Annotated in this window: 20 protein-coding genes; 10 read left to right on the top strand and 10 right to left on the bottom strand. The window is 50.6% G+C overall.

Annotation, left to right across the window (positions count from 1 at the left end; genetic code table 11):
• Positions 1–79: 79 nt before the first annotated feature.
• Genes menB through DYA43_RS04265 form a run of 4 tightly spaced genes read right to left on the bottom strand, consistent with a single transcriptional unit; the run spans position 80 to position 4,781 of the window.
• Positions 80–946, bottom strand: a complete 867-nt coding sequence (menB, locus tag DYA43_RS04280; RefSeq protein WP_061056286.1) for a 1,4-dihydroxy-2-naphthoyl-CoA synthase — start codon at positions 944–946, stop codon at positions 80–82.
• Positions 939–1,775, bottom strand: coding sequence for a 2-succinyl-6-hydroxy-2,4-cyclohexadiene-1-carboxylate synthase (menH, locus tag DYA43_RS04275; RefSeq protein WP_061056285.1), 837 nt, complete (start codon positions 1,773–1,775; stop codon positions 939–941). Before menH ends, menB begins: the two co-directional genes overlap by 8 nt.
• Positions 1,765–3,477: a 2-succinyl-5-enolpyruvyl-6-hydroxy-3-cyclohexene-1-carboxylic-acid synthase gene (gene menD / locus DYA43_RS04270; RefSeq protein ID WP_061056284.1), complete on the bottom strand. Its 1,713-nt coding sequence runs from the start codon at positions 3,475–3,477 to the stop codon at positions 1,765–1,767. Before menD ends, menH begins: the two co-directional genes overlap by 11 nt.
• Positions 3,474–4,781: an isochorismate synthase gene (locus DYA43_RS04265; RefSeq protein ID WP_055452623.1), complete on the bottom strand. Its 1,308-nt coding sequence runs from the start codon at positions 4,779–4,781 to the stop codon at positions 3,474–3,476. The genes menD and DYA43_RS04265 overlap by 4 nt, the downstream gene beginning before the upstream one ends.
• A gap of 225 nt (positions 4,782–5,006) precedes the next feature.
• Between DYA43_RS04265 and DYA43_RS04260 the strand changes: the two genes are divergently transcribed.
• The 3 genes from DYA43_RS04260 to DYA43_RS04250 all read left to right on the top strand — a co-directional run bounded on the left by DYA43_RS04260 (position 5,007) and on the right by DYA43_RS04250 (position 8,316).
• A complete protein-coding gene (locus DYA43_RS04260) occupies positions 5,007–6,221 on the top strand; it encodes a pyridoxal phosphate-dependent aminotransferase (protein WP_020329910.1) in 1,215 nt (404 codons plus the stop codon).
• 96 nt (positions 6,222–6,317) lie between these two features.
• Positions 6,318–6,902: a 5'-deoxynucleotidase gene (gene yfbR / locus DYA43_RS04255; protein ID WP_020329908.1), complete on the top strand. Its 585-nt coding sequence runs from the start codon at positions 6,318–6,320 to the stop codon at positions 6,900–6,902.
• Positions 6,903–6,987: 85 nt separating this feature from the next.
• Entirely contained in the window at positions 6,988–8,316 is a 1,329-nt protein-coding gene (locus DYA43_RS04250) for an anti-phage deoxyguanosine triphosphatase (protein WP_061056283.1), read from the top strand.
• 15 nt (positions 8,317–8,331) lie between these two features.
• On the opposite strand, the gene DYA43_RS04245 is transcribed toward DYA43_RS04250, so the two are convergent.
• The gene (locus tag DYA43_RS04245; RefSeq protein WP_061056282.1) at positions 8,332–8,943 is read right to left on the bottom strand and encodes a tRNA-uridine aminocarboxypropyltransferase; all 612 of its coding nucleotides are present in this window, start codon (positions 8,941–8,943) and stop codon (positions 8,332–8,334) included.
• Between the two features lie 3 nt (positions 8,944–8,946).
• Here DYA43_RS04245 and rrtA point away from each other — a divergent pair, with 3 nt between their 5' ends.
• Positions 8,947–9,507, top strand: a complete 561-nt coding sequence (gene rrtA, locus DYA43_RS04240) for a rhombosortase (RefSeq protein WP_061056281.1) — start codon at positions 8,947–8,949, stop codon at positions 9,505–9,507.
• Positions 9,508–9,529: 22 nt separating this feature from the next.
• Here rrtA and DYA43_RS04235 read toward each other — a convergent pair whose 3' ends face one another.
• Together DYA43_RS04235 and DYA43_RS04230 are read right to left on the bottom strand one after the other, a co-directional pair.
• A complete protein-coding gene (locus DYA43_RS04235) occupies positions 9,530–10,072 on the bottom strand; it encodes a J domain-containing protein (protein ID WP_115241593.1) in 543 nt (180 codons plus the stop codon).
• 36 nt (positions 10,073–10,108) lie between these two features.
• Entirely contained in the window at positions 10,109–10,645 is a 537-nt protein-coding gene (locus DYA43_RS04230; protein WP_061056279.1) for an outer membrane beta-barrel protein, read from the bottom strand.
• Between the two features lie 397 nt (positions 10,646–11,042).
• On the opposite strand from DYA43_RS04230, the gene DYA43_RS04225 reads away from it, so the two are divergent.
• Positions 11,043–11,921: a winged helix-turn-helix domain-containing protein gene (locus tag DYA43_RS04225; protein WP_061056278.1), complete on the top strand. Its 879-nt coding sequence runs from the start codon at positions 11,043–11,045 to the stop codon at positions 11,919–11,921.
• Positions 11,918–12,406 carry a hypothetical protein gene (locus tag DYA43_RS04220; RefSeq protein WP_061056277.1) on the top strand — a complete coding sequence of 163 codons (489 nt, stop codon included), beginning with the start codon at positions 11,918–11,920 and terminating at the stop codon, positions 12,404–12,406. Before DYA43_RS04225 ends, DYA43_RS04220 begins: the two co-directional genes overlap by 4 nt.
• A 764-nt stretch (positions 12,407–13,170) precedes the next feature.
• Here DYA43_RS04220 and DYA43_RS04210 read toward each other — a convergent pair.
• The 3 genes from DYA43_RS04210 to sohB all read right to left on the bottom strand — a co-directional run bounded on the left by DYA43_RS04210 (position 13,171) and on the right by sohB (position 15,280).
• Complete coding sequence (locus tag DYA43_RS04210; protein WP_225869427.1) at positions 13,171–13,404, bottom strand: hypothetical protein; 234 nt, start codon at positions 13,402–13,404, stop codon at positions 13,171–13,173.
• 474 nt (positions 13,405–13,878) lie between these two features.
• Positions 13,879–14,130: a DUF2999 family protein gene (locus DYA43_RS04205; protein WP_020329897.1), complete on the bottom strand. Its 252-nt coding sequence runs from the start codon at positions 14,128–14,130 to the stop codon at positions 13,879–13,881.
• Positions 14,131–14,218: 88 nt separating this feature from the next.
• On the bottom strand, positions 14,219–15,280 hold the full coding sequence (gene sohB, locus DYA43_RS04200; protein ID WP_020329896.1) for a protease SohB: 1,062 nt from the start codon (positions 15,278–15,280) through the stop codon (positions 14,219–14,221).
• Between the two features lie 89 nt (positions 15,281–15,369).
• Between sohB and DYA43_RS04195 the strand changes: the two genes are divergently transcribed.
• From DYA43_RS04195 to DYA43_RS04180, 4 genes are all read left to right on the top strand, one after another.
• The gene (locus DYA43_RS04195) at positions 15,370–16,113 is read left to right on the top strand and encodes a YciK family oxidoreductase (protein WP_061056276.1); all 744 of its coding nucleotides are present in this window, start codon (positions 15,370–15,372) and stop codon (positions 16,111–16,113) included.
• A gap of 127 nt (positions 16,114–16,240) precedes the next feature.
• The gene (gene imuA, locus DYA43_RS04190; RefSeq protein WP_061056275.1) at positions 16,241–16,915 is read left to right on the top strand and encodes a translesion DNA synthesis-associated protein ImuA; all 675 of its coding nucleotides are present in this window, start codon (positions 16,241–16,243) and stop codon (positions 16,913–16,915) included.
• 2 nt (positions 16,916–16,917) lie between these two features.
• Complete coding sequence (locus tag DYA43_RS04185) at positions 16,918–18,342, top strand: Y-family DNA polymerase (RefSeq protein WP_061057192.1); 1,425 nt, start codon at positions 16,918–16,920, stop codon at positions 18,340–18,342.
• Between the two features lie 7 nt (positions 18,343–18,349).
• Positions 18,350–21,421 carry an error-prone DNA polymerase gene (locus tag DYA43_RS04180; protein WP_061056274.1) on the top strand — a complete coding sequence of 1,024 codons (3,072 nt, stop codon included), beginning with the start codon at positions 18,350–18,352 and terminating at the stop codon, positions 21,419–21,421.
• The last annotated feature ends 66 nt before the right edge of the window (positions 21,422–21,487 follow it).

Here is a 21,487-nt window from a genome sequence, read left to right as displayed (position 1 = left end):
AGTGGTCAATTTGGATTGATTGGGCTCGGAATACTTTTAAACAAAGAGCGGCACCAGACAACCGGGCCGCTCTTCATGATTATGGGTTACGAGGGAACTTGTTGAAGTCCGGTCTGCGTTTCTCGTTGAACGCGTTACGCCCTTCCTGACCTTCGTCAGTCATGTAGAACAGCATAGTGGCATTACCCGCCAGTTCTTGCAGGCCAGCCTGACCATCACAGTCTGCGTTCAAGGCCGCTTTCAGGCAGCGCAGCGCCATTGGGCTGTGTTGCAGCACTTCACGGCACCAGCGTACAGTCTCTTTTTCCAGCTCTTCTAGTGGCACCACCGTGTTCACTAGGCCCATATCCAACGCTTCTTTCGCGTCGTAGAAACGGCACAGGAACCAGATTTCACGCGCTTTTTTCTGGCCAACGATACGCGCCATGTAAGAAGCGCCCCAGCCGCCATCAAACGAACCAACTTTAGGCCCCGTCTGACCAAACTGCGCATTTTCTGCGGCAATCGTCAGGTCACACATCATATGCAGGACGTGGCCGCCGCCGACCGCCCAGCCAGCAACCGAGGCGATGACCGGTTTCGGACACGTACGGATTTGGCGTTGGAAGTCGAGCACGTTAAGGTGGTGAGTACCGGTTTCGTCTTTGTAACCGCCGTAATCGCCACGAATTTTCTGGTCACCACCAGAACAGAAAGCATCTTCACCGAGGCCGGTCAGAATGATCACGCCGACGCCTTCGTCGTAGCGCGCATCTGCCAGTGCATGGATCATCTCTTTGACGGTCTGCGGACGAAAAGCGTTGCGAACCTGCGGGCGCGCAATGGTGATTTTCGCAATACCATCTTCCGATTTGTGATAGTGAATATCTTCGTAACTGCCGCCGCAGTCTTGCCAGTTGACCGGAGCGTAAAGTTCTTCTTCTGAAATGCCTACTGTTTTAGCCATGGTGATTCCCATTGTTGTTGTCACCCGCCCCCAAACTGAGCGTGTGTATTAAATCTTGAATAATCCGGGCGAAGGCGGCGGGCTGTTCATGGTGAACATTGTGCCCGGCATCTTCGACCTGACGATAGTTCAGCCCGCTGTGCTCAGCAAGCTGACGAAATTTTTCATCCTTCGCACCGCACACATACCAGACAGGGGTCTGCAATTGCTTCAGGGTTGGCAACAAATACGGCTGTGTGGCCAGAGAAGTGGATAACAGCATATTTGCCACGGCGTGCCCAAGATTAGCACTTCGCTTTGTGATTAAGGTTTGTCTTTGCTCATGGTTTAGTGAACTAAATACCGCTTGCTGATACCAATCGCTCAATACCTGTTCAATCGGCTCTGAGCGAAAACGGGCTGCCCAGTGGCTGTCGTTGTGCCAGCGTGCTTCTCGTTCGACTGTCGATTGTAGGCCAAAGTTTCCACCTTCGATGATGAATCCCTGCACGTTGAGCGCAGCAAATGCACCGCTCGCTGCGCCAGTCATGGCGAGACGGCCACCCAGCGAATAGCCCACCAGCCAGACTGGAGTTTGCGGTGGAACATGAGAAAGAACGGCAGCGGTGATTTGCTGGCAGCAGTCGGCAAAATCGTGACAGGTTTGTTCTTGGCTATCGCCGTGTCCGGGCAGATCAAGCGTAATCCAATCCCAATCAGGCAATGCATTCAACACTGACTGCCAGTCGTCGCCGTTGCCGAGTAAGCCGTGCAGAAACACCAACACTGGCACATCTGCACGCTGTTTACGTAATGAAAAGTGAGAAAATGACGCGCGGCTACAAATCATGAATCTGCGGCATCAGTTGTTTGATTTGCTGCGCGGCTTGCTGAGGCGGCGTGGTGATCTCCAGCAACAAAGTTCCATTGCCCTGCGCGAGATGGTCATCCACCAGGCTCTGATAGGCGGCCAAAGTTTCCGGACGTGCGTAACCCAACCCAAACTGGGCTGCGGCGTGTTCGAACTGCATGCCATGCGGCATCTGATACAGCGCTTCACGTTGCTGCGCCGGAACAGGCAGCAGATCAAAAATGGCGCCGCCATCGTTATTAGCGACCACAATCACCAGCGGCTTCGGCGTGCTGCGCACCAATGCGAGTGAGCTCATGTCATACAGAAGTGAAGTATCGCCCATCAGCATCAGCATTGGCTGGTTAATGGCACGTTGCACGCCGGCCGCGGTGGCCACCAGGCCATCAATACCGGACGCGCCGCGGTTGGAAAACACTTCCCGCCCGTCGACCGCGCTGAACATATCGACCAGACGCACAATCAAACTGTTACCGACAAACAGTGCGGCGTGACGCGCACGCTCAGTCAGATCGAGCGCCAGAGCGATTTCCGTCATCGGTTCATTGCTTAAATGCAGTTTGGCGAGTTCCGCGGTGCTATCAGCGTAGCGTTTGAGTTCATCCGCCCAGCCTGCATGAGTGGCGCTGAGCGCGCTCCACTTACTCAGTTTGGTTTCAATCCAGTCGGGAATATCGCACACCCAATGCTGCTGGGGCAGATGCGACTGATTGTTGCGATCCGGCGCTGGCGAAACATAACAGTAATGCGCATTGCTGCGGCGCACATGTTGTTCCAGCCAGTGATTGAGGCGCTTTGAAACAATGCGCGAACCAAACTGCACTACCTGTTCACACTCATCCAATAAGGCTTTCGCGGCGCTGTTTTGCAGCCACAAATCAAAATGTGCCCACTCACTGCTGATGCCCGATTGCGGGTCACACAGTAGCGGCCAGCCGAGCTTCTCTGCAAACTGCTGCGCGGCTTTGGCTTCAGCCAGACGCACGGACCCGACGATCACCAAGCCTTTACGGCTGAGCATTTGCGCGTCTTCCGGAAAAGCGTGCGCATCGCTGAATCGGCGTTCACTGTACGGCTGATTCGATTGCTGCCAGTGGCTTACACTGACCAGATAATCCTGATACAGGCTGGCGTCGTTGGCCGAATAAAGCGGTTCAGGGAACGGACAGTTAAACTGCACCGTGCCACCATGCTGCGCTTGTTGACTGAGCGCCTCATCGACCGTAGTCAGCAGCCAGTTCAGTGGCAAACGCACATTCGGGCTGGGCAGATTCACCGCCTGCGTCACGTGCGAAGAGTAAATGCCAATTTGATTGATCGCCTGATTGGCGCCGCAACCGACCAGTTCAACCGGGCGGTCAGCAGTCAGAACGATGAGTTTCTCGCCCGTCAGGCGCGATTCAGCAATCGCCGGCAGTAAGTTGGCAACCGCGGTGCCCGAGGTCACGATCACCGCCACCGGTTTGCCGCTCGCCTTCGCCATACCGAGCGCCATAAAACCCAGACCGCGTTCGTCGTAGTGCGTGTGCAGCGTCAGGTTGTGATTGGCTGCCGCTTCCAGCGTTAAAGGCGTTGAACGCGAGCCCGGTGCAATACACACCTCGCTCACGCCAAATCGGGTCATCTCTTCCAGCAGTGTCTGACACCAGATGCGGTTCAATACCGCTTGATCCTGACTCATGAGGCCACGCCCAACGGCAGGCGGTCAGTGATGAGACTCAGCAGTGTCGACATTTTCTTGTCCAGCTCCTGCCATTCATGCTCGGCCACCGAGCCCGGTACAATGCCGGCACCGGCAAACAGCTGGACTTCTTTTTCCAGCACTAAGGCGCTGCGAATCGCAACGCAGAATTCCGCTTGTTGATGACTGAAATAACCCATAGAACCTGCATACCAGCCACGAGCGAACGGCTCGTGCTGAGTGATAAAATCGAATGCTGCTTTGCGTGGCAAACCCGCCACCGCCGCGGTCGGCTGAAGTGCACTCAACAGCTGCACGCCATTGATGCCTGTTGCAAGCTGCGCATGAATACGGCGTTTCAGATGCTGCACTTTGCGCAGGCGAACCAAATGCGCCTCCTGCTCCACCGTTACCGCCTCTGAGTAAGGCGTTAAACGCTCAACAATGTCGTCCACCACATACTGGTTTTCGTTGAGGTTTTTACTGTCCTGAGTCAGCCAGTTTGCCAGTTCCATATCCTGCGTCGCATTGTGACCACGACCGATGGTGCCCGCCAGCGCTTCCGTTTGTAGCTCTTGCCCTTGACGAAAATAAAGCCGCTCCGGCGTGGAGCCCATAAAGCTGTGTTTGGTATCCAGCGCCAACAGAAAGTGAAAACTGTGGTGATTCTGTTCGTAGCTGGCTTTGAGCAGTTGCGCGGCGCTGATCGGGCGATCGAGCGACAACTTTGTCTGACGCGCCAACACCACTTTCTTAAAGTCGTTGTGCTCAATGCCATCCAATACCTGTTCCACCAGCGTCGCCCAACCTGATTCGGTCGGGACATGCTGCACGTTGGTCACCTCACAGTTCATTACGCGCAGTGGCGCTACGTCCGTCAGCAGCTTATTCAGCGTGGCGAGCGTACGGTGGCGTTCGTGACTGACGTTGGCTGCGAGCTTCCATGTCGTGTCAAAACGGATAAGCTCCACCTGTGGCAGAAAGAAAAACGACGACATGCAGCGACGGTTTTTGTCTGTCTGACCATCAAATGAACGCCCGCCCCACACGCGTTGATCGTCACCCAAAATGGTGTACGCCGGCGCAGGATCGGAGAATGTGTAAAGCTGCCCCAATGCGACCACCTCTTCACGGGTATCACGGGACTGCCAATAGAATTTCGGGAAAACCGGTTGGGCTTCAAGCCAATCGATGAACGCGAATGGTGGCTTCTCTGCCAACTCTTGGGTGAAACGAACGTCGTTATCCCTCGCGTCGTTAATTTGCTCTATCAACCGAGCAATGGCTTGATGAAAGTTCGACAAAGCGACCTCGACTAAACTGAGATTCGATGTAACTGTAGCTACTCTATTGAGAGAACCCACGTAAATCAAGGTTATACCCCATCTTTTGCGTGCTTTTCCTGACCACCATCAGGGGACCTCATTTTTTCCTCCCTATAAACCCTTTCATCACTAGATTTATATTCTAAAAAAAGGCAATCTGTTGTACTTTAATAAAGAAATTCAATTATTTCCTGGGGTAACGCAATGCAAAATATCGGGATGTCGTCAAAACTCGATAATGTCTGCTACGACATTAGAGGACCAGTACTTAAACATGCTAAACGCATGGAAGAAGAAGGGCATAAAATACTAAAGCTCAATATCGGCAACCCGGCCCCATTTGGTTTCGACGCCCCGGACGAAATTCTGGTCGACGTGATCCGTAACCTGCCAACATCACAAGGTTATTGTGATTCCAAAGGTATCTACTCGGCACGTAAAGCTGTCGTTCAGCACTATCAGAAAAAAGGCATCCGCTCTCTGGATGTGGAAGACGTGTACGTGGGTAACGGCGTGTCTGAACTGATCGTGATGGCGATGCAAGCCCTGCTGAACAATGGCGATGAAATGCTGGTTCCGGCTCCGGACTACCCACTGTGGACAGCAGCCGTTGCACTGTCAGGCGGTAAAGCCGTGCACTACCTGTGTGACGAGCAAGCGGACTGGTATCCGGACATTGATGACATCAAGAAAAAGATCACCCCGAAAACCCGCGGCATCGTACTGATTAACCCGAACAACCCGACAGGTGCAGTGTACAGCCGTGATTTTCTGCTGGAAGTGATTGAAGTAGCGCGTCAGCACAAGCTGATCATTTTCGCCGATGAAATCTACGACAAAGTGTTGTACGACGGTGCAACACATATTTCAGTCGCGACCCTGACCGAAGATGTATTGGTGATGACGTTTAACGGCTTGTCGAAAGCCTACCGCGTGTGCGGTTTCCGTGGCGGCTGGATGTTCCTGACTGGTCCTAAACATCAGGCGCAAGGTTACATCGCTGGTCTGGATATTCTGGCCTCTATGCGTCTGTGTGCCAACGTGCCGATGCAACATGCCATCCAGACAGCGCTGGGCGGCTACCAGAGTATTAATGAACTGATCCTGCCGGGCGGTCGTCTGCTCGAGCAACGTGACCGTGCATGGGAAATGATTAACCAGATTCCGGGTGTATCATGCGTGAAGCCAAAAGGCGCGATGTATCTGTTCCCGAAAATTGATACCAAGAAATACAGCATTAAAGATGACCAGAAGATGGTGTTCGACTTCCTGGTTCAGGAAAAAGTGCTGCTGGTTCAAGGCAGTGGCTTCAACTGGCCGAAACCAGACCACTTCCGCATTGTGACCCTGCCACACGTAGAAGATCTGGAAATCGCCATCAGCCGCTTTGAACGATTCCTCAGCACCTACAGTCAATAACACTTTCATCGACCTCCGGTGATCAGTTAGGCTATTCAGGCTCTCTTTTATACACTAGAAGAGAGCCTGATTTTTAGATGAGGATTGCCGAGAGTTATGAAAGAAAGCCATTTTTTTGCCCATCTCGCCCGCATGAAGCTGATCCAGCGCTGGCCGCTGATGCGCTCCGTCTCCAAAGAAAACATCTCTGAACACAGCTTGCAGGTGGCATTTGTCGCCCACGCACTGGCGGTGATCAAAAACAAAAAGTTTGGCGGGACACTGAACCCGGAACGCATTGCGATTCTTGCCATGTACCACGACTCCAGTGAAGTATTGACCGGGGACTTACCGACCCCGGTGAAATACTACAATCCGGACATCGCCAAAGAATATAAGAAAATCGAAGCCGCGGCCGAGCGCCGTTTATTGTCGATGTTACCGGAAGAATTTCAGCAAGATTTCGCGCCATTTCTGGTTCACGAAGCGGCGTATGAAGAAGATGCGGCCATCGTCAAACAAGCCGACAGCATCTGTGCTTACCTCAAATGTCTGGAAGAACTCAGCGCTGGTAATCACGAATTTGCGCTGGCAAAAAAACGCCTCGATGTAACGCTGCAAGAGCGCCATACTCCGGAAATGGCCTATTTTCTGGAAACCTTCGCGCCAAGCTTTGAATTAACACTGGACGAAATCAGTTAAGTCGCTGTAAGTTTTATAAAAATGGTCGAGTATCCTTAAGCTGTCTGGCGTTCCAGACAGCACGGAAATGGAACGGGAGCAGTGTATGCAGGTATCCATCAGTCCAGACTGGCAAGAACGCAACAACGACGAACACAAAATTCGCCGCAACGATCACCGCAGTCCGTTTCAACGCGACCGCGCACGCATCCTACACTCTGCGGCATTCCGCCGTCTGCAGGCCAAAACTCAGGTACACGGCACCAGCCTTAACGATTTCCACCGCACTCGCCTGACCCACTCCCTTGAAGCCGCCCAAATCGGTACCGGCATCGTGGCGCAAATCAAACTCAAACAGCCGGAATTTCGCGACCTGATGCCTTCCGACAGCCTGATTGATTCTTTGTGTCTGGCGCACGACATCGGTCACCCACCTTATGGTCACGGGGGCGAAATCGCACTGAACTACATGATGCGTGAACACGGCGGCTTTGAAGGCAACGCCCAGACGTTTCGTATCGTCACTTGTTTAGAGCCTTACACCGAGCATCACGGCATGAACCTGTCGCGCCGCACGCTACTGGGCCTGTTGAAATACCCGGCGCTGTTGAGTCAGACCCGCGCCGAGAAAATTCCCGAGTCGGTGCCGCATCAGCGTCAGCTCAAAGCCAAAGACTGGTCGCCAGCCAAAGGCGTGTACGATTGTGACCGCCAAATGTTTGAGTGGGTCTTAGCGCCGCTCACCCCGAACGATCGCGCGCTGCTGAGCCAGATGCGCGGCGAAGCGGAAACGCCGTATAAGCACCAGAAAACCCGCTTTAAATCGCTCGACTGCTCGATCATGGAGCTGGCGGATGACATTGCCTACGGGGTACACGATCTGGAAGATGCAATAGTGCTGGGTATGGTCACGCAGACGCAATGGCAACAAGCGGCCGCGAACCTGCTCGCCAACAGCGGTGAATGTTGGTTTGCCGAACACATTGATGAGCTGAGTGGAATGCTGTTTTCCGGCCAGCACCATGTGCGCAAAGACGCCATCGGGGGCATCGTCAATGCGCTGCTGACCAGTATCAGCGTACGCCCGGTGGATGCGCCGTTCGACAGTGATCTGCTGGCATTTAACGCCTATTTGGAGCCGAACATGGCCGATGCTCTGGAGATTCTCAAGAACTTCGTCAATCAGTATGTCATTCAGGTGCCGCAAGTACAGCGTTTTGAATACAAGGGCCAGCAGATCATTATGGATTTGTTTGAAGCCCTGGCTGCCGATCCGGAGCGCTTACTGCCACAGGCGACCCGCGAGAAATGGCAAGCGGCGGAACATGCATCCGGCGATGGCATGCGAGTCATTTGTGATTACATCGCAGCGATGAGCGATGCTTACGCCCAGCGTTTGCATCAGCAACTGTTCTCCGCGCATGTGCATTACTAAGTGGAGTGAGCGCGACTATTGGTCTTTATTGAGGTAGTTGCGCTCAAACACGCCCGGCGGCATGTGTTGAATCTGATACTCGATCATGGCGTCAAAAGTGTTTATCAGCGGCGAAAAATCGCTCTCTGGCTGCAAACTTTGCAACAGATGATAACCCGCTTCGACGGTTGAGAGCGCATTGTCACTCGGCGCTTTTCGGATGCGGTAATTGCCGGTGAGATCTTTGGGTAAGTGCAGCGAGGGCAACGCATGCAACTGCGTATTCACCTGCCACATTTTGAACGCTTTTTTCCACGTTCCATCCAGCAGAATCACGCGCAGCGTTTTCCCTGCTTCGGGCTCAAACTCGGCCGAGGATTGCGACTGCTCACTGGGGTACAACACGAAATGTTGCGCGTTTTCATCGGCCAACAGGCGGCTCAGTTCCTCGTGCTGACGAAAATCTTCCCCCACCAGCAAGCGGCTGTTGGGGAGCGACAGGCTCAGAATGCGCGCCGTTCCCATCGGGCGGTGTTCTTCAGTTGGGTGTTGAAGGATGATAAGCTCCACTCGCGAACTTAACGGCACAATCGCATCACAAATGCAGGCTTTGCGTGCTTTTCCACACTCTGAACAATAACGGGACATACTGTGAATCTTTACCTGTGGCTATTATTTTTAATCAGTATCGTTTGTTTCGGGCTGCAATTCGAGCCGCTCGCCGGTTGGAGTGCGTGGCAGCTCAGCGGCATTCAACACGGCCAATGGTGGCGCATCCTAACAGGAAATTTCACCCATACCAACTTTGCCCACTTAGGCATGAACCTCGCCGGGTTGTGGATCATCAGTTTTATCTTTAAACCAGCGGCGCGTACGTTGCTGATTCTATTGCTCTCACTCAGCGTGTGGATTGGACTATGCGTGCTGCTTACCGACATGCGCATCTACGTGGGTCTTTCCGGCACCTTACACGCTCTGTTTGCTTTCTTTGCCCTGCAAGAGGCGCTGCAAGGCCGTCGCAGCAGTTGGCTGTTGGTGCTTGGCGTGGTGGCGAAAGTGGTGTGGGAACAAGCGTTTGGCAGCTCGATGGGGACTGAGCAACTGATTCATGCACGTGTGGCGACCGAAGCACATTTGGCGGGTGTGATTGGCGGAGGACTCCTCGCACTGACACTCAAACTATGCGGCTGCAATCGCCTTATAAGTCAGTGATGATAATACCTAAGGGTGATGTTTAAGAAGAGAAGTGATTACACGATGCCATGTGCAAAAGAGCAGCCGCTTTATATTGCTGATTAATCAACTTAATAACGGCAAGGTTGCCTCCCTTGTCTGGATGATAAGCAGCACTGAGTAACTTGTAACGCTTTTTAAGCACTTCCGGGGTAGTCACATCCTCAAAGAAATTAAAGGAGGTCGTCTCTTGATGATTTGCCAATACAGACTTTAAGCACGCGATACGAAAATGAGCAGCATTAAGCATGACATTCGCTTCCTGAAGTTTGGTTCTTTCCATTTCATAAGCCTGCATCAGTTTTTCCATTCGAGATACATATATTTTTACCACTTGATAGGCTTCTGCTTTTTCGGTTCTAATGCGTGTATTTTTTCGATAATTAACAGATGAACCCACTTTATAAAATAAGAGTGCGATCATTATTATGGTCGGTATTATTAACATAAGGTAAATGCCAATCTGATTTTCCGTAAAATAAAAATTGCCTTCATTGTTGGCGGAAGATGAAAACACCAATAGAAAAATATCCAGCATTTTCATCTTTCAAACCCTTTTCTTATTTAAACAGATTAATACTTAGAAGCGATAACCTAAAGTCAGGCGAGACTCGACAAAAACAACATCACTATCCAATTTCGTTGCATCAGTCGCCAGTGTTGCAAAAAGCTGTTTGTACATCAGTGACACACCCACCCCTAAATAAGGTTTGTTGAATGTTTTGTTCACGGAGAAATCTTTAACCTTGGCTTCGATAGTATTAAATCCGATTGTACCAAACGGTTTAACGGCCCATTGTTCGCCTTCAAAACGGTAACCAATATTAGCCCCTGTGTAGAAACGTTCTGTTTGTAGATCCAATCCCCAATCATCCGAGCTAGTGTTCGTGTAACCACCCGTGATACCAAGAATCTTGTTCATACTGTAGTCAAACTGAATGCCGTAGCCTGTAAACTGGGTTGTATCATCATCGCGATTGTGATCGCTCGTATCATTGTATGCCTGCCCGACCACTGAAGCGCCAACGCTCAAACCATCGAAGTCAACTTGTTCTGCTTGTGCCACTCCTGATAGTAGAGTCGCAAGAGTTACAGTGATCAAAGTAAATTTCATCATTTTTTATACCTTATCTATTGGTAAAAGCTCAAAGCTCTTAAACTGTGTTTTCATTTAAGTTCTTTACCGTCACGCCTCTATCCATAGCTTTCACTGTGAACACAAAAAACTTAGTTAATGCTGATTTGGCGACGTATCAATAGCTTCTAACCATCATTCCGTATCAGTGATGAAACCTTAACGCCATCACTAGAAAAGGTATTCTAATTAAAATTAATAATTATAATTCACTTAAAAATCAACCAGTTAAATAGATAATTAATTTATAGTTTCAAAAACAAGTAGAGTGGATAAAGAAGACCTTCATTTTTGAGTTAGCGTCACTCAATTTGTCATCAAGACGGTTTGTAGTACTATGGTTTCGTATCGGCATGCGAAAGTGAGAGACAAGCATAGAATGACTAGCAACTACATATATATTGACTTTAGTGAGGAAGGAGGGAGCTATTTTATTGCTGTCGATCAAGTGAGATATAAATGTTCCTATGCTGAATCAGCGATACTCGCTCACTTGCTAAATCACAAAGGTGAGTACTATAGTAAAGAGAACCTCGCATCAATTGGATGGCCAGGAAAACTGGTCTCGAAAAACTCAGTCCCAGTCTCTATTGCTAACCTTAGAAAGATCCTAAAAAATCACACTCAGCTGGATATCATCATCAATGAAAAAAATAAGGGATACGTTGTTGTAGACCCTAAAATTCTGCTTTCAGAAACAGAAACAGAAACAGAAACAGAAACAGAAACAGAAACAGAAACAGAAACAGAAACAGAAACAGAAACAGAAACAGAAACAGAAACAGAAACAGAAACAGAAAGTATGGCCGAGGCCGCACAGGTCATCAATAAAAAGTCTCCTTTCCCATCGGTGCGCCTCCAACAGTTAACATCTCAATTCATCGGTTATCCTCTTTTGGTTGTTAATCTGATTCTTCTCGTGCTGTTTGTATTGCAAAGCAACAATCATATTGAAACATCACCCGTCAACATTGTTCAAACTAATAGTTATATTGCTGTATTACCAAATAACGACACCACGTTGTTTTCTAAACTAGTCTCCACCCAGCAGGGCTCTGATACCAAAGAAATCGCATTTAGCAGCTTGGACAAAATGATCAAACAGGCTCTTCAACAAAATAAACATGTTTTATTTATCAACTCTATAGGAAACAGGGTCGTTATTGACTGCTTAAGGCAAGAATCTTTGGTCTCCTACTCTGGTAACGACCTAGATGAAATTTTTCAAGAGCTGAAAATCCGCGGGTGTAATCTATGAAACACTTAAAAATAATTAACACATTGCTTTTTTTTATTCTTGTTATTGCATTCATTTCAATAAACAGAAGAAGTGAATTACCTGTTGATGGATACTATAAAAGAAATGAAGTCATCATCATGAATAATGAAGATAGAATTGAGTTAAAAACCAATGTCGACTTTTTGTCTAAAGAAGAAAAATACACATCCATCGTAAATATTTCCGACATTTACAATAAAAAACAATATAGCTCATTTTCTATCAATGGTGACATTTACAGTAAAGATGGAATACTTTTCTCCAAGACCAAAAAAATTGAAGAAGTTGAACAAATTAACAAGCCAGTTGTGTTTATTGCTTCATCTTCACCTATTGTCAGTCAGATACAAAAATCTTTTTTAGGTGTCGATATCTACAAAGAAAGAAGATACCAATATTTGCTGGCTGATAAATACTTCTGCTACTACGATGTGGATAAAATCATTGTTCGATGCATGGAGTAATTAGCTAGGCTTCGGAAATAACGATTATTAATATTAATTATTTCTTATCTCTTTTGTCTAACACTATCTTTCGAAAAAATGCACAAAAGAGATATGACTATGAGACTAGGAATTATTTTATCCGTTCTATGCTGGCTATCCATTATCATCACCTTCCAGGCTATTATTACCTTCATTTATTCTGGATAACCTATGTTACCCTACCAACAGAAACTGAACGCTCCTCACTTGGACCTACTGAGCTCAACATGCTCACGGAGCTTGTGAGAACATTCATCACTGTCAATCAGCATTGCCGTCTATCTTACGATCATTGCAGGTTAAGACCAGTTCATATGGACGGCACGTTCCGATTCAAGTGTAACCAGAATGGCGAATGTATCGATCGATTTTTTCTTTATGTATAGCCTCACACAGGCGATTTTCCTGTTGCTATCAACAAAGTTTTCAAGTCAAGAGTCCACGGCTGAATGCTGCGTGCTTGCTCCGTGTGATGGTTGGATTGCTGAGATGAAGAAAGTGAATTGCCTATTAATCTCGTTGATTAAGGATGAATAATCTTTAATCCGAGTAAACCACTCTTTTCTTTTTAAATAGATGAGTCAGATCTAATCGGGATCAACGCATCTTAGGATGCTTGATTAGACTGTATTATTTTGTCGTTAGGCCCGGAGGGAGTTGTGAGCTCTGCCTATATACTCCCTACAGGTGGATTATGATGAATGTGATCGACATTGCTATATCACACATCAACAGTTCTGTGTTTAATTGCAGCTCAGGCCTCGTTTCTGCACTTCTGTTTTGTTCGCTTCAACGTAGTAAATATTGGTGTCTTCCTTGTAGTTTTTACATAGCTCCTCATCCGAGAACTTCGCAGCACGCTCTTGGCTCGCGTTAGCGGCTTTTTCTTTTAAGGCTGAACATCCAGTCATACTAAGAACTAGGATGGATAACGTAAGGGTAAACAGGTTCTTGTTCATTTTAACTGTACTTAGCATTCGTACCACTCTCTATTGTAAAGTTGTTTGATTGGGAAAAGATGTAACCGGAGTATGTACTCAAACCCACGGTCAGTCGTAAGGTCATTCGTTCAATTCGTTTTCATCACAGAACGTCGTTGACAAGCTGATTATCTGACCACATGAACTGAGTTCCCAATTATTAAATTTAATTAGGCAGAGCTAAGGCATCTGGATATCTTCAGGGCAACGAACAGAGAGAGGCTTATTGGCTTGCTATGCTTAAATGATTACATAGCTATGACCCATTAAACATTTTCAAACGCCTCCAGCTCCTAAAACCAAATGGAACACAGCGCTCCATTTATTCCTCATTTAGTGAGAAATTCGTGGATAAATATTTACGGTACCTGGAATAACTAAAGCCGTTCCGACCTGCGCCAACGAAAAACAAAAAGGGCCGTCAGTATGACACCGGCGACCCTTTCCATTGCTTACGAACCAGCAATAAACTTACTGCTGCAACTTCGCCTTCGCTTCTTCAACTTTCGAGAAATCCAAGCCCAGCTCTTCCACCGCTTCTTTAATCAGCGCCGGATTTTGCATCACTTGGCCCATCAGTAGTTGCAGTTTTTCCTGCGGCAAACCCAGTTGGCTGATGGTCATCATCGCGGCCAGCGGGTTTTGCGTCAGCGCCTGAAACAGCTCACCAATTTGTTGGTCACTAATATTGTTCTCTTTCAACAGTGCGAGAATCGGGTTCATCACAGTACCTTTTTAACTATGTCATCAAATGAACGAGGTCATCAAACGAAAGCGCCCGTATTGGGGCGCTTGGGTGGTTCAATATGGATTATACAATCGGACGCTGGCCGCGGCTGATAAGCTTCAGCAACACGCTGTCGGCAGCTTCACCGGCCACACCCGCCAGCTTGGCGGTCAGTTTTTTCTTCTGCACGTAGTGGAGCGCCAGTACGGTTTTGTTCTTACACGCGTCGACAATCAGGTCGTCTGAGGTTTTGATCTCATCCACCAGCCCCAGTGCTTTGGCTTGGGTACCGAACCAGTGCTCGCCAGTCGCCACTTTTTCCAAATCCAGATCCGGACGGTGTTCACGAATAAAGTCTTTGAATAGTACGTGCGTTTCTTCCAGCTCTTCTTTGAACTTTTCGCGTGCTTTATCGGTATTTTCACCGAACATCGTCAGCGTGCGTTTGTATTCACCCGCGGTCAGCTGTTCAAATTCAATGTCGTGTTTCTTCAGCAATTTGTTGAAGTTAGGCAGTTGCGCGACCACACCAATCGAACCGACAATCGCAAACGGCGCCGACACGATTTTATCGGCGATACATGCCATCATGTAACCACCACTGGCCGCCACTTTGTCGACCGCAATCGTCAGCGGCAGACCAGCTGCTTTCAGGCGATCCAACTGAGAAGATGCCAGGCCATAGCCGTGCACCATGCCGCCGCCCGTTTCCAGGCGCAGCAGCACTTCATCGCCCTGTTGTGCAACCGCCAAAATGGCCGTGACTTCTTCACGCAGCGAGGTGACTTCTTTGGCATCGATGCTGCCGTGGAAATCCAGCACGAACAGATGCGGATCGCGCTTCGTATCTAGTTCACCGCTTTTCGCTGCTTTTTTGACTTCTTTTTCGCGAGATTTGTTCTTTTCCTTTTCGCTTTTCTTCTCCGCTTTGTCGCGGGCTTTCAGAAAAGCGTCATCATGGAGATGAGATTCAAGCTGTTCCACTGTCTGCTTGTGTTGCTCAGTCAGGTTGGTGACTTCCAGCTCGCCTTTGGCGGCGCTGTGTCTTCCGCCCACGGACTTCACAATGACTAATAACACCACGAGAGCGACGACGACAGTCGCAATCTTGGCCAAAAACAGGCCATAGTCCAACAAAAATTCCAATGTGTTCATCCTCTTCAATGCGAATTGGTGTATTGTAACCACCTTGTCACGAAGACTTAAAGCAAATCATAAGAATAAGGAAACGTAACGTGGATTATTCAGTTTCTAAAGATGCCCTGAAAGATAAAGTTATTCTGGTGACCGGTGCTGGTGATGGCATTGGTAAACAGGCAGCCATCTCTTACGCCGCGCACGGTGCTACCGTAATTCTGCTTGGCCGCACAGTGAAAAAACTGGAGCAAACCTACGACGAAATCGAAGCCGCGGGTTACCCGCAGCCGGCAATCGTTCCGCTGGACATGAAAGGCGCCACCAAACAGAACTACGTTGATATGGTTGATACTATTGAGGGCCAGTTTGGTCGTCTGGATGGTGTGTTACACAACGCAGGGATTCTTGGTGTATTGAGCCCATTCGATCAAATCGGCGAAGATACGTTTGATGATGTGATGCAGGTGAATGTGAAATCTCAGTTCTTGATGACACAAGCACTGCTGCCACTACTGCACAAATCTGACGATGCGCGCATTGTGTTCACCAGCTCAACGGTGGGGCATGTCGGTCGTGCATTCTGGGGCACTTACTCGATCTCAAAGTTTGCTACCGAAGGCATGATGCAAGTGCTGGCAGACGAGCTGAGCGACAGCACCATTCGCGTCAACGCCATTAATCCTGGCGGCACCCGCACGGGCATGCGCGCCAAAGCGTTCCCGGCAGAAGATGCTGAATTGCTGAAAACGCCGCTGGATATCATACCACTCTACGTCTATCTGATGGCGCCGGAAGGGAAAGCGGTCAACGGTCAGTGCATCGACGCACAACCCAAAAAATAAACGAAAAACTCGTTCTGAATTCAAAGCCTTGCTCAATCAGCAGGGCTTTTTACTTTCTGCACCGCGACTTTTCTCTTGAATGTTCAATATAACGAAATATACTGTACAAATATACAGGTAAATTGTTATGTATGAACTGATCGAACACCTCAAAAATAAACACTGGTTATGGCAAGGCTCCGATACGCCGTGCGAGCCGCCCTCCCATGCTACAGGCTTTGCCGAACTCGACCACCAGCTGGCTGGCGGCTTTCCGGCACACGGCGTGATTGATATTCAGTCGGCATGCGGCATCGGTGAACTACGTCTGTTGTTTCCTTATCTACAACAACATCATGAACGCCTGACCGTACTGATCAACCCGCCGGGACAAGTGCACGCCGAAAGCCTGCAACACGCCGGAATCCATCTCGATAACGTGTTGATTCTGACCCCGCCAACCGCCAAGGAAGCGTTGTGGTCAGCCGAGCAATGTGCTCGCAGCGGCGCTTGCAGCCAAGTGCTGTTGTGGCAGGACAAACTGGAAGTGCATCACGCGCGCCGTCTGCAAGTGGCGTGTGAAACCGGTGACTGTTTGCAGTTCCTGTTCCGCTCGCGCCAAGACAACCTGTTTTCTTTGCCCGTGACCATGACACTCGTCCTGAGCGCCCATCCTCAAGGCGTGGAAGTGAGTGTTCCCAAACGTCGTGGCGGCTGGCCATTGGGCGCTTTTTCTGTCTCGATGGCAGAGCGCTGGCAAGCGCTCACATTGCCCCGACCCGCATCGGTGGTGGTGCCGTTTCCGCTGCGCAAGCAAGGCTGATGATGACGCTGTGGATCTACCTGCATTTTCCTGCGCTGCAACTCGATACTGTGTTTGCGCCGACGGCAGAAACGGAGCCTGCGGTTCCGGTGGTGATTGTCGATGGGCGCGTGCATCAAGTGGTGCAAGCCAACGAACTGGCTTTCAACCAAGGCATCACACTGGACATGGGGCTTGGCAGCGCGGCCGCGTTGTGCGCGGAGCTGCAAGTACACCCTTACGATGCCGAGATTGAGCAACGAGCGGTGGAAGAAATTGCGCAGTGGCTCTATTTGGTCACCTCCGACATTGCCCTGTATCCGCCGCAAGGGCTTTTGCTACGCGCAACCAATATGCTGTCGCTCTATGGTGGCCTAACCGCTTATTGGCGCACGCTCAGCCATCATCTGGATCAACGTGGCGTGCGTTACCACTACGGGTGTGGTTTCTCACCGTTGAGCGCCATGTTGCTCGCCAAAAGCGGTGCCAACCTGATTGAAGCGGATACGGCTATCTTGCGCCAAAAGGTCGGCCGCTTTCCGCTGACCGCCACCGAACTGGAAGGTAAACATACCGATAAACTGGCGCGCGTCGGCATTCGAGACATCGATAGCCTGCTCGCGCTGCCCATGCAGGAGATCGCGCGCCGCTTTGACATCGATTTGGTCAACTATGTTGGCCGGCTGCTGGGACAATTCAAACATCCGGTCAGTTTTTATCATCCACCGGAAGCGTTTCACAGCCATCTGGAACTGCTGTATGAAATCGACAACGTGCAGTGGTTGGAAAAACCGCTGCGCCGCCTGCTCACGCGGTTGGAGCTGTTTCTGACACTGCGCAATCAGGTTGCGTTCGATCTGAAACTCACGCTGACGCAGCGTGACAAAATTCAACACAGTGTGACATTCACTTCCGCGCGTGGCGATTATCAGGCGGAAAAATGGGCGCAGTTGTGCCGCTTGAGCATGGAATCGCTGCTGCTGGAACATCCAGTCGTCAGCCTGACGCTAAGCGTGGTGCGGGCGGGGCTTGCCGAGCAGACTGCCGAAGATTTTTTCTCGGGCATCAAAGGCCAACAAAGCGCGTTGGAACTGATCACGCTTCTGCAAGCCAAACTCGGCCCATCGCATGTGCACAAGCTGCAACTGGGTGATGACCCAAGGCCGGAAAAGCGCAGTCGCTATGTCCATCCAAATGTGCATCCAGCCACGACAACAACCGAGCCACTGCGCCGCGCCGAATTGCGCCCCAGCCTGCTGTTACCGCAGCCGCAGCCGCTGTGCGAAGCGGTCTCGTTGATTCATGGCCCGGAGCGCATCGCGACCGGTTGGTGGGACGGCCACAACATGATTCGTGATTATTTTATCGCTCGCACCGAGCAAGGGCGCTGGCTGTGGGTGTTTCGCACTCCCGAGCAGCAATGGTTTATTCACGGCCAATTCAGCTGAGGCAATCATGGTTTATGCAGAACTGTTCTGTCAGAGTAATTTCTCGTTTCTGACCGGCGCATCTCATCCCGAAGAATTGGTCATTCAGGCTGATTTTCTGCGCTATCACGCCATTGCGATTACCGATGAGTGCTCGCTCGCTGGCGTGGTCCGCGCCCACACTGCCATAAAGCAGCAACAACTGGGCATCAAACAGATTGTCGGCAGCCTGTTTCAGCTCAATGACGAGTGCCGCTTTGTATTGCTGTGCCCGAATCAGGACGCGTATGCTGAACTGTGCCGCATCATCACCAATGCTCGGCGGCGTAGTGAGAAAGGCCAATACAAACTGTCGGAATGGGATGTGATGTCGGCGCGCCACTGCCTGGTGATTTGGCTGCCGAGCCACACCGAGCGCGACAAGTACTGGGGGCAATGGCTGCGTCAGCATCACCCCCATCGATTATGGCTGGGCGTGCAACGCCACCTCGGGCCGCAAGACAACGCTTACCTCAGCCACTGCCGCACGCTGGCACGAGAATTAGAGATGCCAATTACCGCCTGCGGCGGCGTGTTGATGCACAACGCAACCCGCCTGCCCCTGCAACACATTCTGACCGCTATTCAACGCGGCCAGCCGGTAGAACACATTCAGGCCCATTTGGTGAGCAATACCGAGCGTGCGCTGCGCAGCCAGGCCAAGCTGAGTAAACTGTTTCCGCCCGAATGGCTGCAAGAAAGTGTGCGCATTGCTGAACGCTGCGAATTCCAGTTGGGCTCGCTTCACTACCGCTACCCCAGTGAGTTGGTGCCCGATGGTCACACGCCGATGGCCTATCTGCGTCAGCTCGTCGAGCAAGGCAAAGCGCTGCGCTTTCCGCACGGCGTGCCCGCCGACATCAACGCCACAATTGAAAAAGAGCTGACGCTGATTGAAGAGCTCGATCTGCCCTACTACTTTCTCACCATTCACGACATTGTGATGTTCGCCAAACACAGCGGCATTCTTTATCAGGGGCGCGGTTCGGCGGCCAATTCCGTGGTGTGTTACTGCCTGGAAATCACTTCGGTGGATCCACGCCAGATCAGCGTGCTGTTTGAGCGCTTCATCAGTAAAGAGCGCCAAGAGCCGCCGGATATTGATGTCGATTTTGAACACGAACGGCGCGAAGAGGTGATTCAGTATCTGTATCGCAAGTATGGCCGTGAGCGAGCAGCCTTGGCGGCGACGGTGATCAGCTATCGCTTTAAAAGCGCCGTGCGCGATGTGGGTAAGGCGCTCGGCATCCATGAGGCGCAACTCGATTTTTTCATCAAGAACGTTAACCGCCGCGATCGCGGTTTGGGCTGGCAAGCGCAGCTCACTGAACTGGGCTTGGAACCGCAGTCGCTCAAAGGACAGCAGTTTATTGAGCTGGTCAACGAACTGATCGGCTTTCCACGTCATTTATCACAGCACGTCGGCGGTTTCGTTATTTCCTCCGGCCCGCTGTACGAACTGGTGCCGGTTGAAAATGCCGCTATGCCGGAACGCACCATTATTCAGTGGGATAAGGACGATTTGGAGAGTCTCGGGCTGTTTAAAGTCGATGTATTGGCACTTGGCATGTTAACCGCGATTCGCAAGTGCTTTACCTGCATTGAGCAGCAGTATCAGCGCAAACTCAGCATTGCCGATATCACTCGCCTGCAGGATGATGCCAACGTGTATGGCATGATTCAGCGCGCCGACACCATTGGCGTGTTTCAGATTGAATCGCGCGCTCAGATGAGCATGCTGCCACGCCTGAAACCGCGCTGCTACTACGATTTGGTGATTCAGATTGCGATTGTGCGTCCCGGCCCGATTCAGGGCGACATGGTGCACCCATTTCTCAAGCGGCGCGATGGCATTGAAGACGTCACCTACCCGTCAAAAGAGGTGGAAGCGGTACTCCAACGCACCATGGGCGTACCGATTTTCCAAGAGCAAGTGATCAAAATTGCCATGGTCGCTGCCGGATTTTCGGGCGGTGAAGCCGACCAATTACGCCGCGCCATGGCGTCATGGAAGAAAACTGGCGAGCTGGCGAAATTTCGCACCAAGCTGATCAACGGCATGCTGGCGCGGGGTTATGAGCTGGCGTTTGCCGAGCGGATTTATGATCAAATCTGCGGTTTTGGCGAATACGGTTTTCCGGAAAGTCATTCAGCCTCGTTTGCGGTACTGGCGTACTGCTCTGCATGGCTGAAATACTACTATCCGGAAGCGTTTTATACCGCGCTGCTCAATAGCCTACCCATGGGGTTTTACAGCGCCTCGCAACTGGTTCAGGATGCTCAGCGTCACGGCATCGCGGTGCTACCGGTGTGCGTGAACGCCTCGCAGTGGGATCATCAAGTGGTCGAGCATGATCAGCAATGGGCAATGCGCCTTGGCCTGCGACAGGTAAAAGGCTTCAGCGAACAAGGTGCGCAATTGCTGCTGAACGCTCGTCCGGCGCAAGGATTTCACCACCCGGCGCAGTTGAAACGTTGCGGGCTCACCCAAAAGGACATGGAGTCGCTCGCGTCAGCCAACGCGCTGCACAGCTTTGCGCATAATCGCTATGCGACCCGCTGGACAATGATGGATTCGCTCTCCGATTTGCCTCTGTTTGAGCAACTAGAAGAAGCTGCGCCTGCGCTGTATCAACAGCCCAGTGACATGGATACCTTGGTCGAAGACTACGCCTCGCTCGGTTTGTCTCTCACCCAGCACCCGGTGACCTTGCTCGATACCGCAGGCGAACTGGGGCGTTTTACCCGCATGCGAGATTTGATTCAGTTACCGCACAAGTCGCTGGTCACCGTGGCAGGAATCGTCACCGGACGCCAGTCCCCTGGCACGGCGGCGGGCGTGACCTTTTTTACTCTGGAAGATGATACAGGCAACATCAATGTGGTGGTATGGCAAGCCACTGCGCGGGCGCAAAAAAGCGCCTATATCAGCGCCAAGATGCTGATGGTGAAAGGGATTTTGGAACGCGAAGGCAGCGTAATTCACGTCATCGCCGGCCGACTTATCGATCTGACGCCAAAACTCCACCAGTTACAAACTCAGTCGCGGGATTTTCATTAACGTTGCGCGGTGCGTTAGCTTCACCGACAAAAAAAGCGCTGACCATTCAGCGCTTTTGAATGCAAG

The organism is Vibrio fluvialis (assembly GCF_900460245.1).
GTDB lineage: Bacteria > Pseudomonadota > Gammaproteobacteria > Enterobacterales > Vibrionaceae > Vibrio > Vibrio fluvialis.
This window is presented reverse-complemented; position numbering and strand designations above follow the sequence as displayed.

Bases quoted from the DNA above. Each gene is read 5' to 3' on its own strand.
- DYA43_RS04220 (WP_061056277.1), top strand. From the start codon at position 11,918: ATGAAACACTTAAAAATAATTAACACATTGCTTTTTTTTATTCTTGTT.
- DYA43_RS04245 (WP_061056282.1), bottom strand. From the start codon at position 8,943: ATGTCCCGTTATTGTTCAGAGTGTGGAAAAGCACGCAAAGCCTGCATT.
- DYA43_RS04250 (WP_061056283.1), top strand. From the start codon at position 6,988: ATGCAGGTATCCATCAGTCCAGACTGGCAAGAACGCAACAACGACGAA.
- menD (WP_061056284.1), bottom strand. From the start codon at position 3,477: ATGAGTCAGGATCAAGCGGTATTGAACCGCATCTGGTGTCAGACACTG.
- DYA43_RS04225 (WP_061056278.1), top strand. From the start codon at position 11,043: ATGACTAGCAACTACATATATATTGACTTTAGTGAGGAAGGAGGGAGC.
- DYA43_RS04210 (WP_225869427.1), bottom strand. From the start codon at position 13,404: ATGCTAAGTACAGTTAAAATGAACAAGAACCTGTTTACCCTTACGTTA.
- DYA43_RS04205 (WP_020329897.1), bottom strand. From the start codon at position 14,130: ATGAACCCGATTCTCGCACTGTTGAAAGAGAACAATATTAGTGACCAA.
- DYA43_RS04185 (WP_061057192.1), top strand. From the start codon at position 16,918: ATGACGCTGTGGATCTACCTGCATTTTCCTGCGCTGCAACTCGATACT.
- menH (WP_061056285.1), bottom strand. From the start codon at position 1,775: ATGATTTGTAGCCGCGCGTCATTTTCTCACTTTTCATTACGTAAACAG.
- DYA43_RS04230 (WP_061056279.1), bottom strand. From the start codon at position 10,645: ATGATGAAATTTACTTTGATCACTGTAACTCTTGCGACTCTACTATCA.
- imuA (WP_061056275.1), top strand. From the start codon at position 16,241: ATGTATGAACTGATCGAACACCTCAAAAATAAACACTGGTTATGGCAA.
- yfbR (WP_020329908.1), top strand. From the start codon at position 6,318: ATGAAAGAAAGCCATTTTTTTGCCCATCTCGCCCGCATGAAGCTGATC.
- DYA43_RS04180 (WP_061056274.1), top strand. From the start codon at position 18,350: ATGGTTTATGCAGAACTGTTCTGTCAGAGTAATTTCTCGTTTCTGACC.
- menB (WP_061056286.1), bottom strand. From the start codon at position 946: ATGGCTAAAACAGTAGGCATTTCAGAAGAAGAACTTTACGCTCCGGTC.
- DYA43_RS04235 (WP_115241593.1), bottom strand. From the start codon at position 10,072: ATGAAAATGCTGGATATTTTTCTATTGGTGTTTTCATCTTCCGCCAAC.
- DYA43_RS04260 (WP_020329910.1), top strand. From the start codon at position 5,007: ATGCAAAATATCGGGATGTCGTCAAAACTCGATAATGTCTGCTACGAC.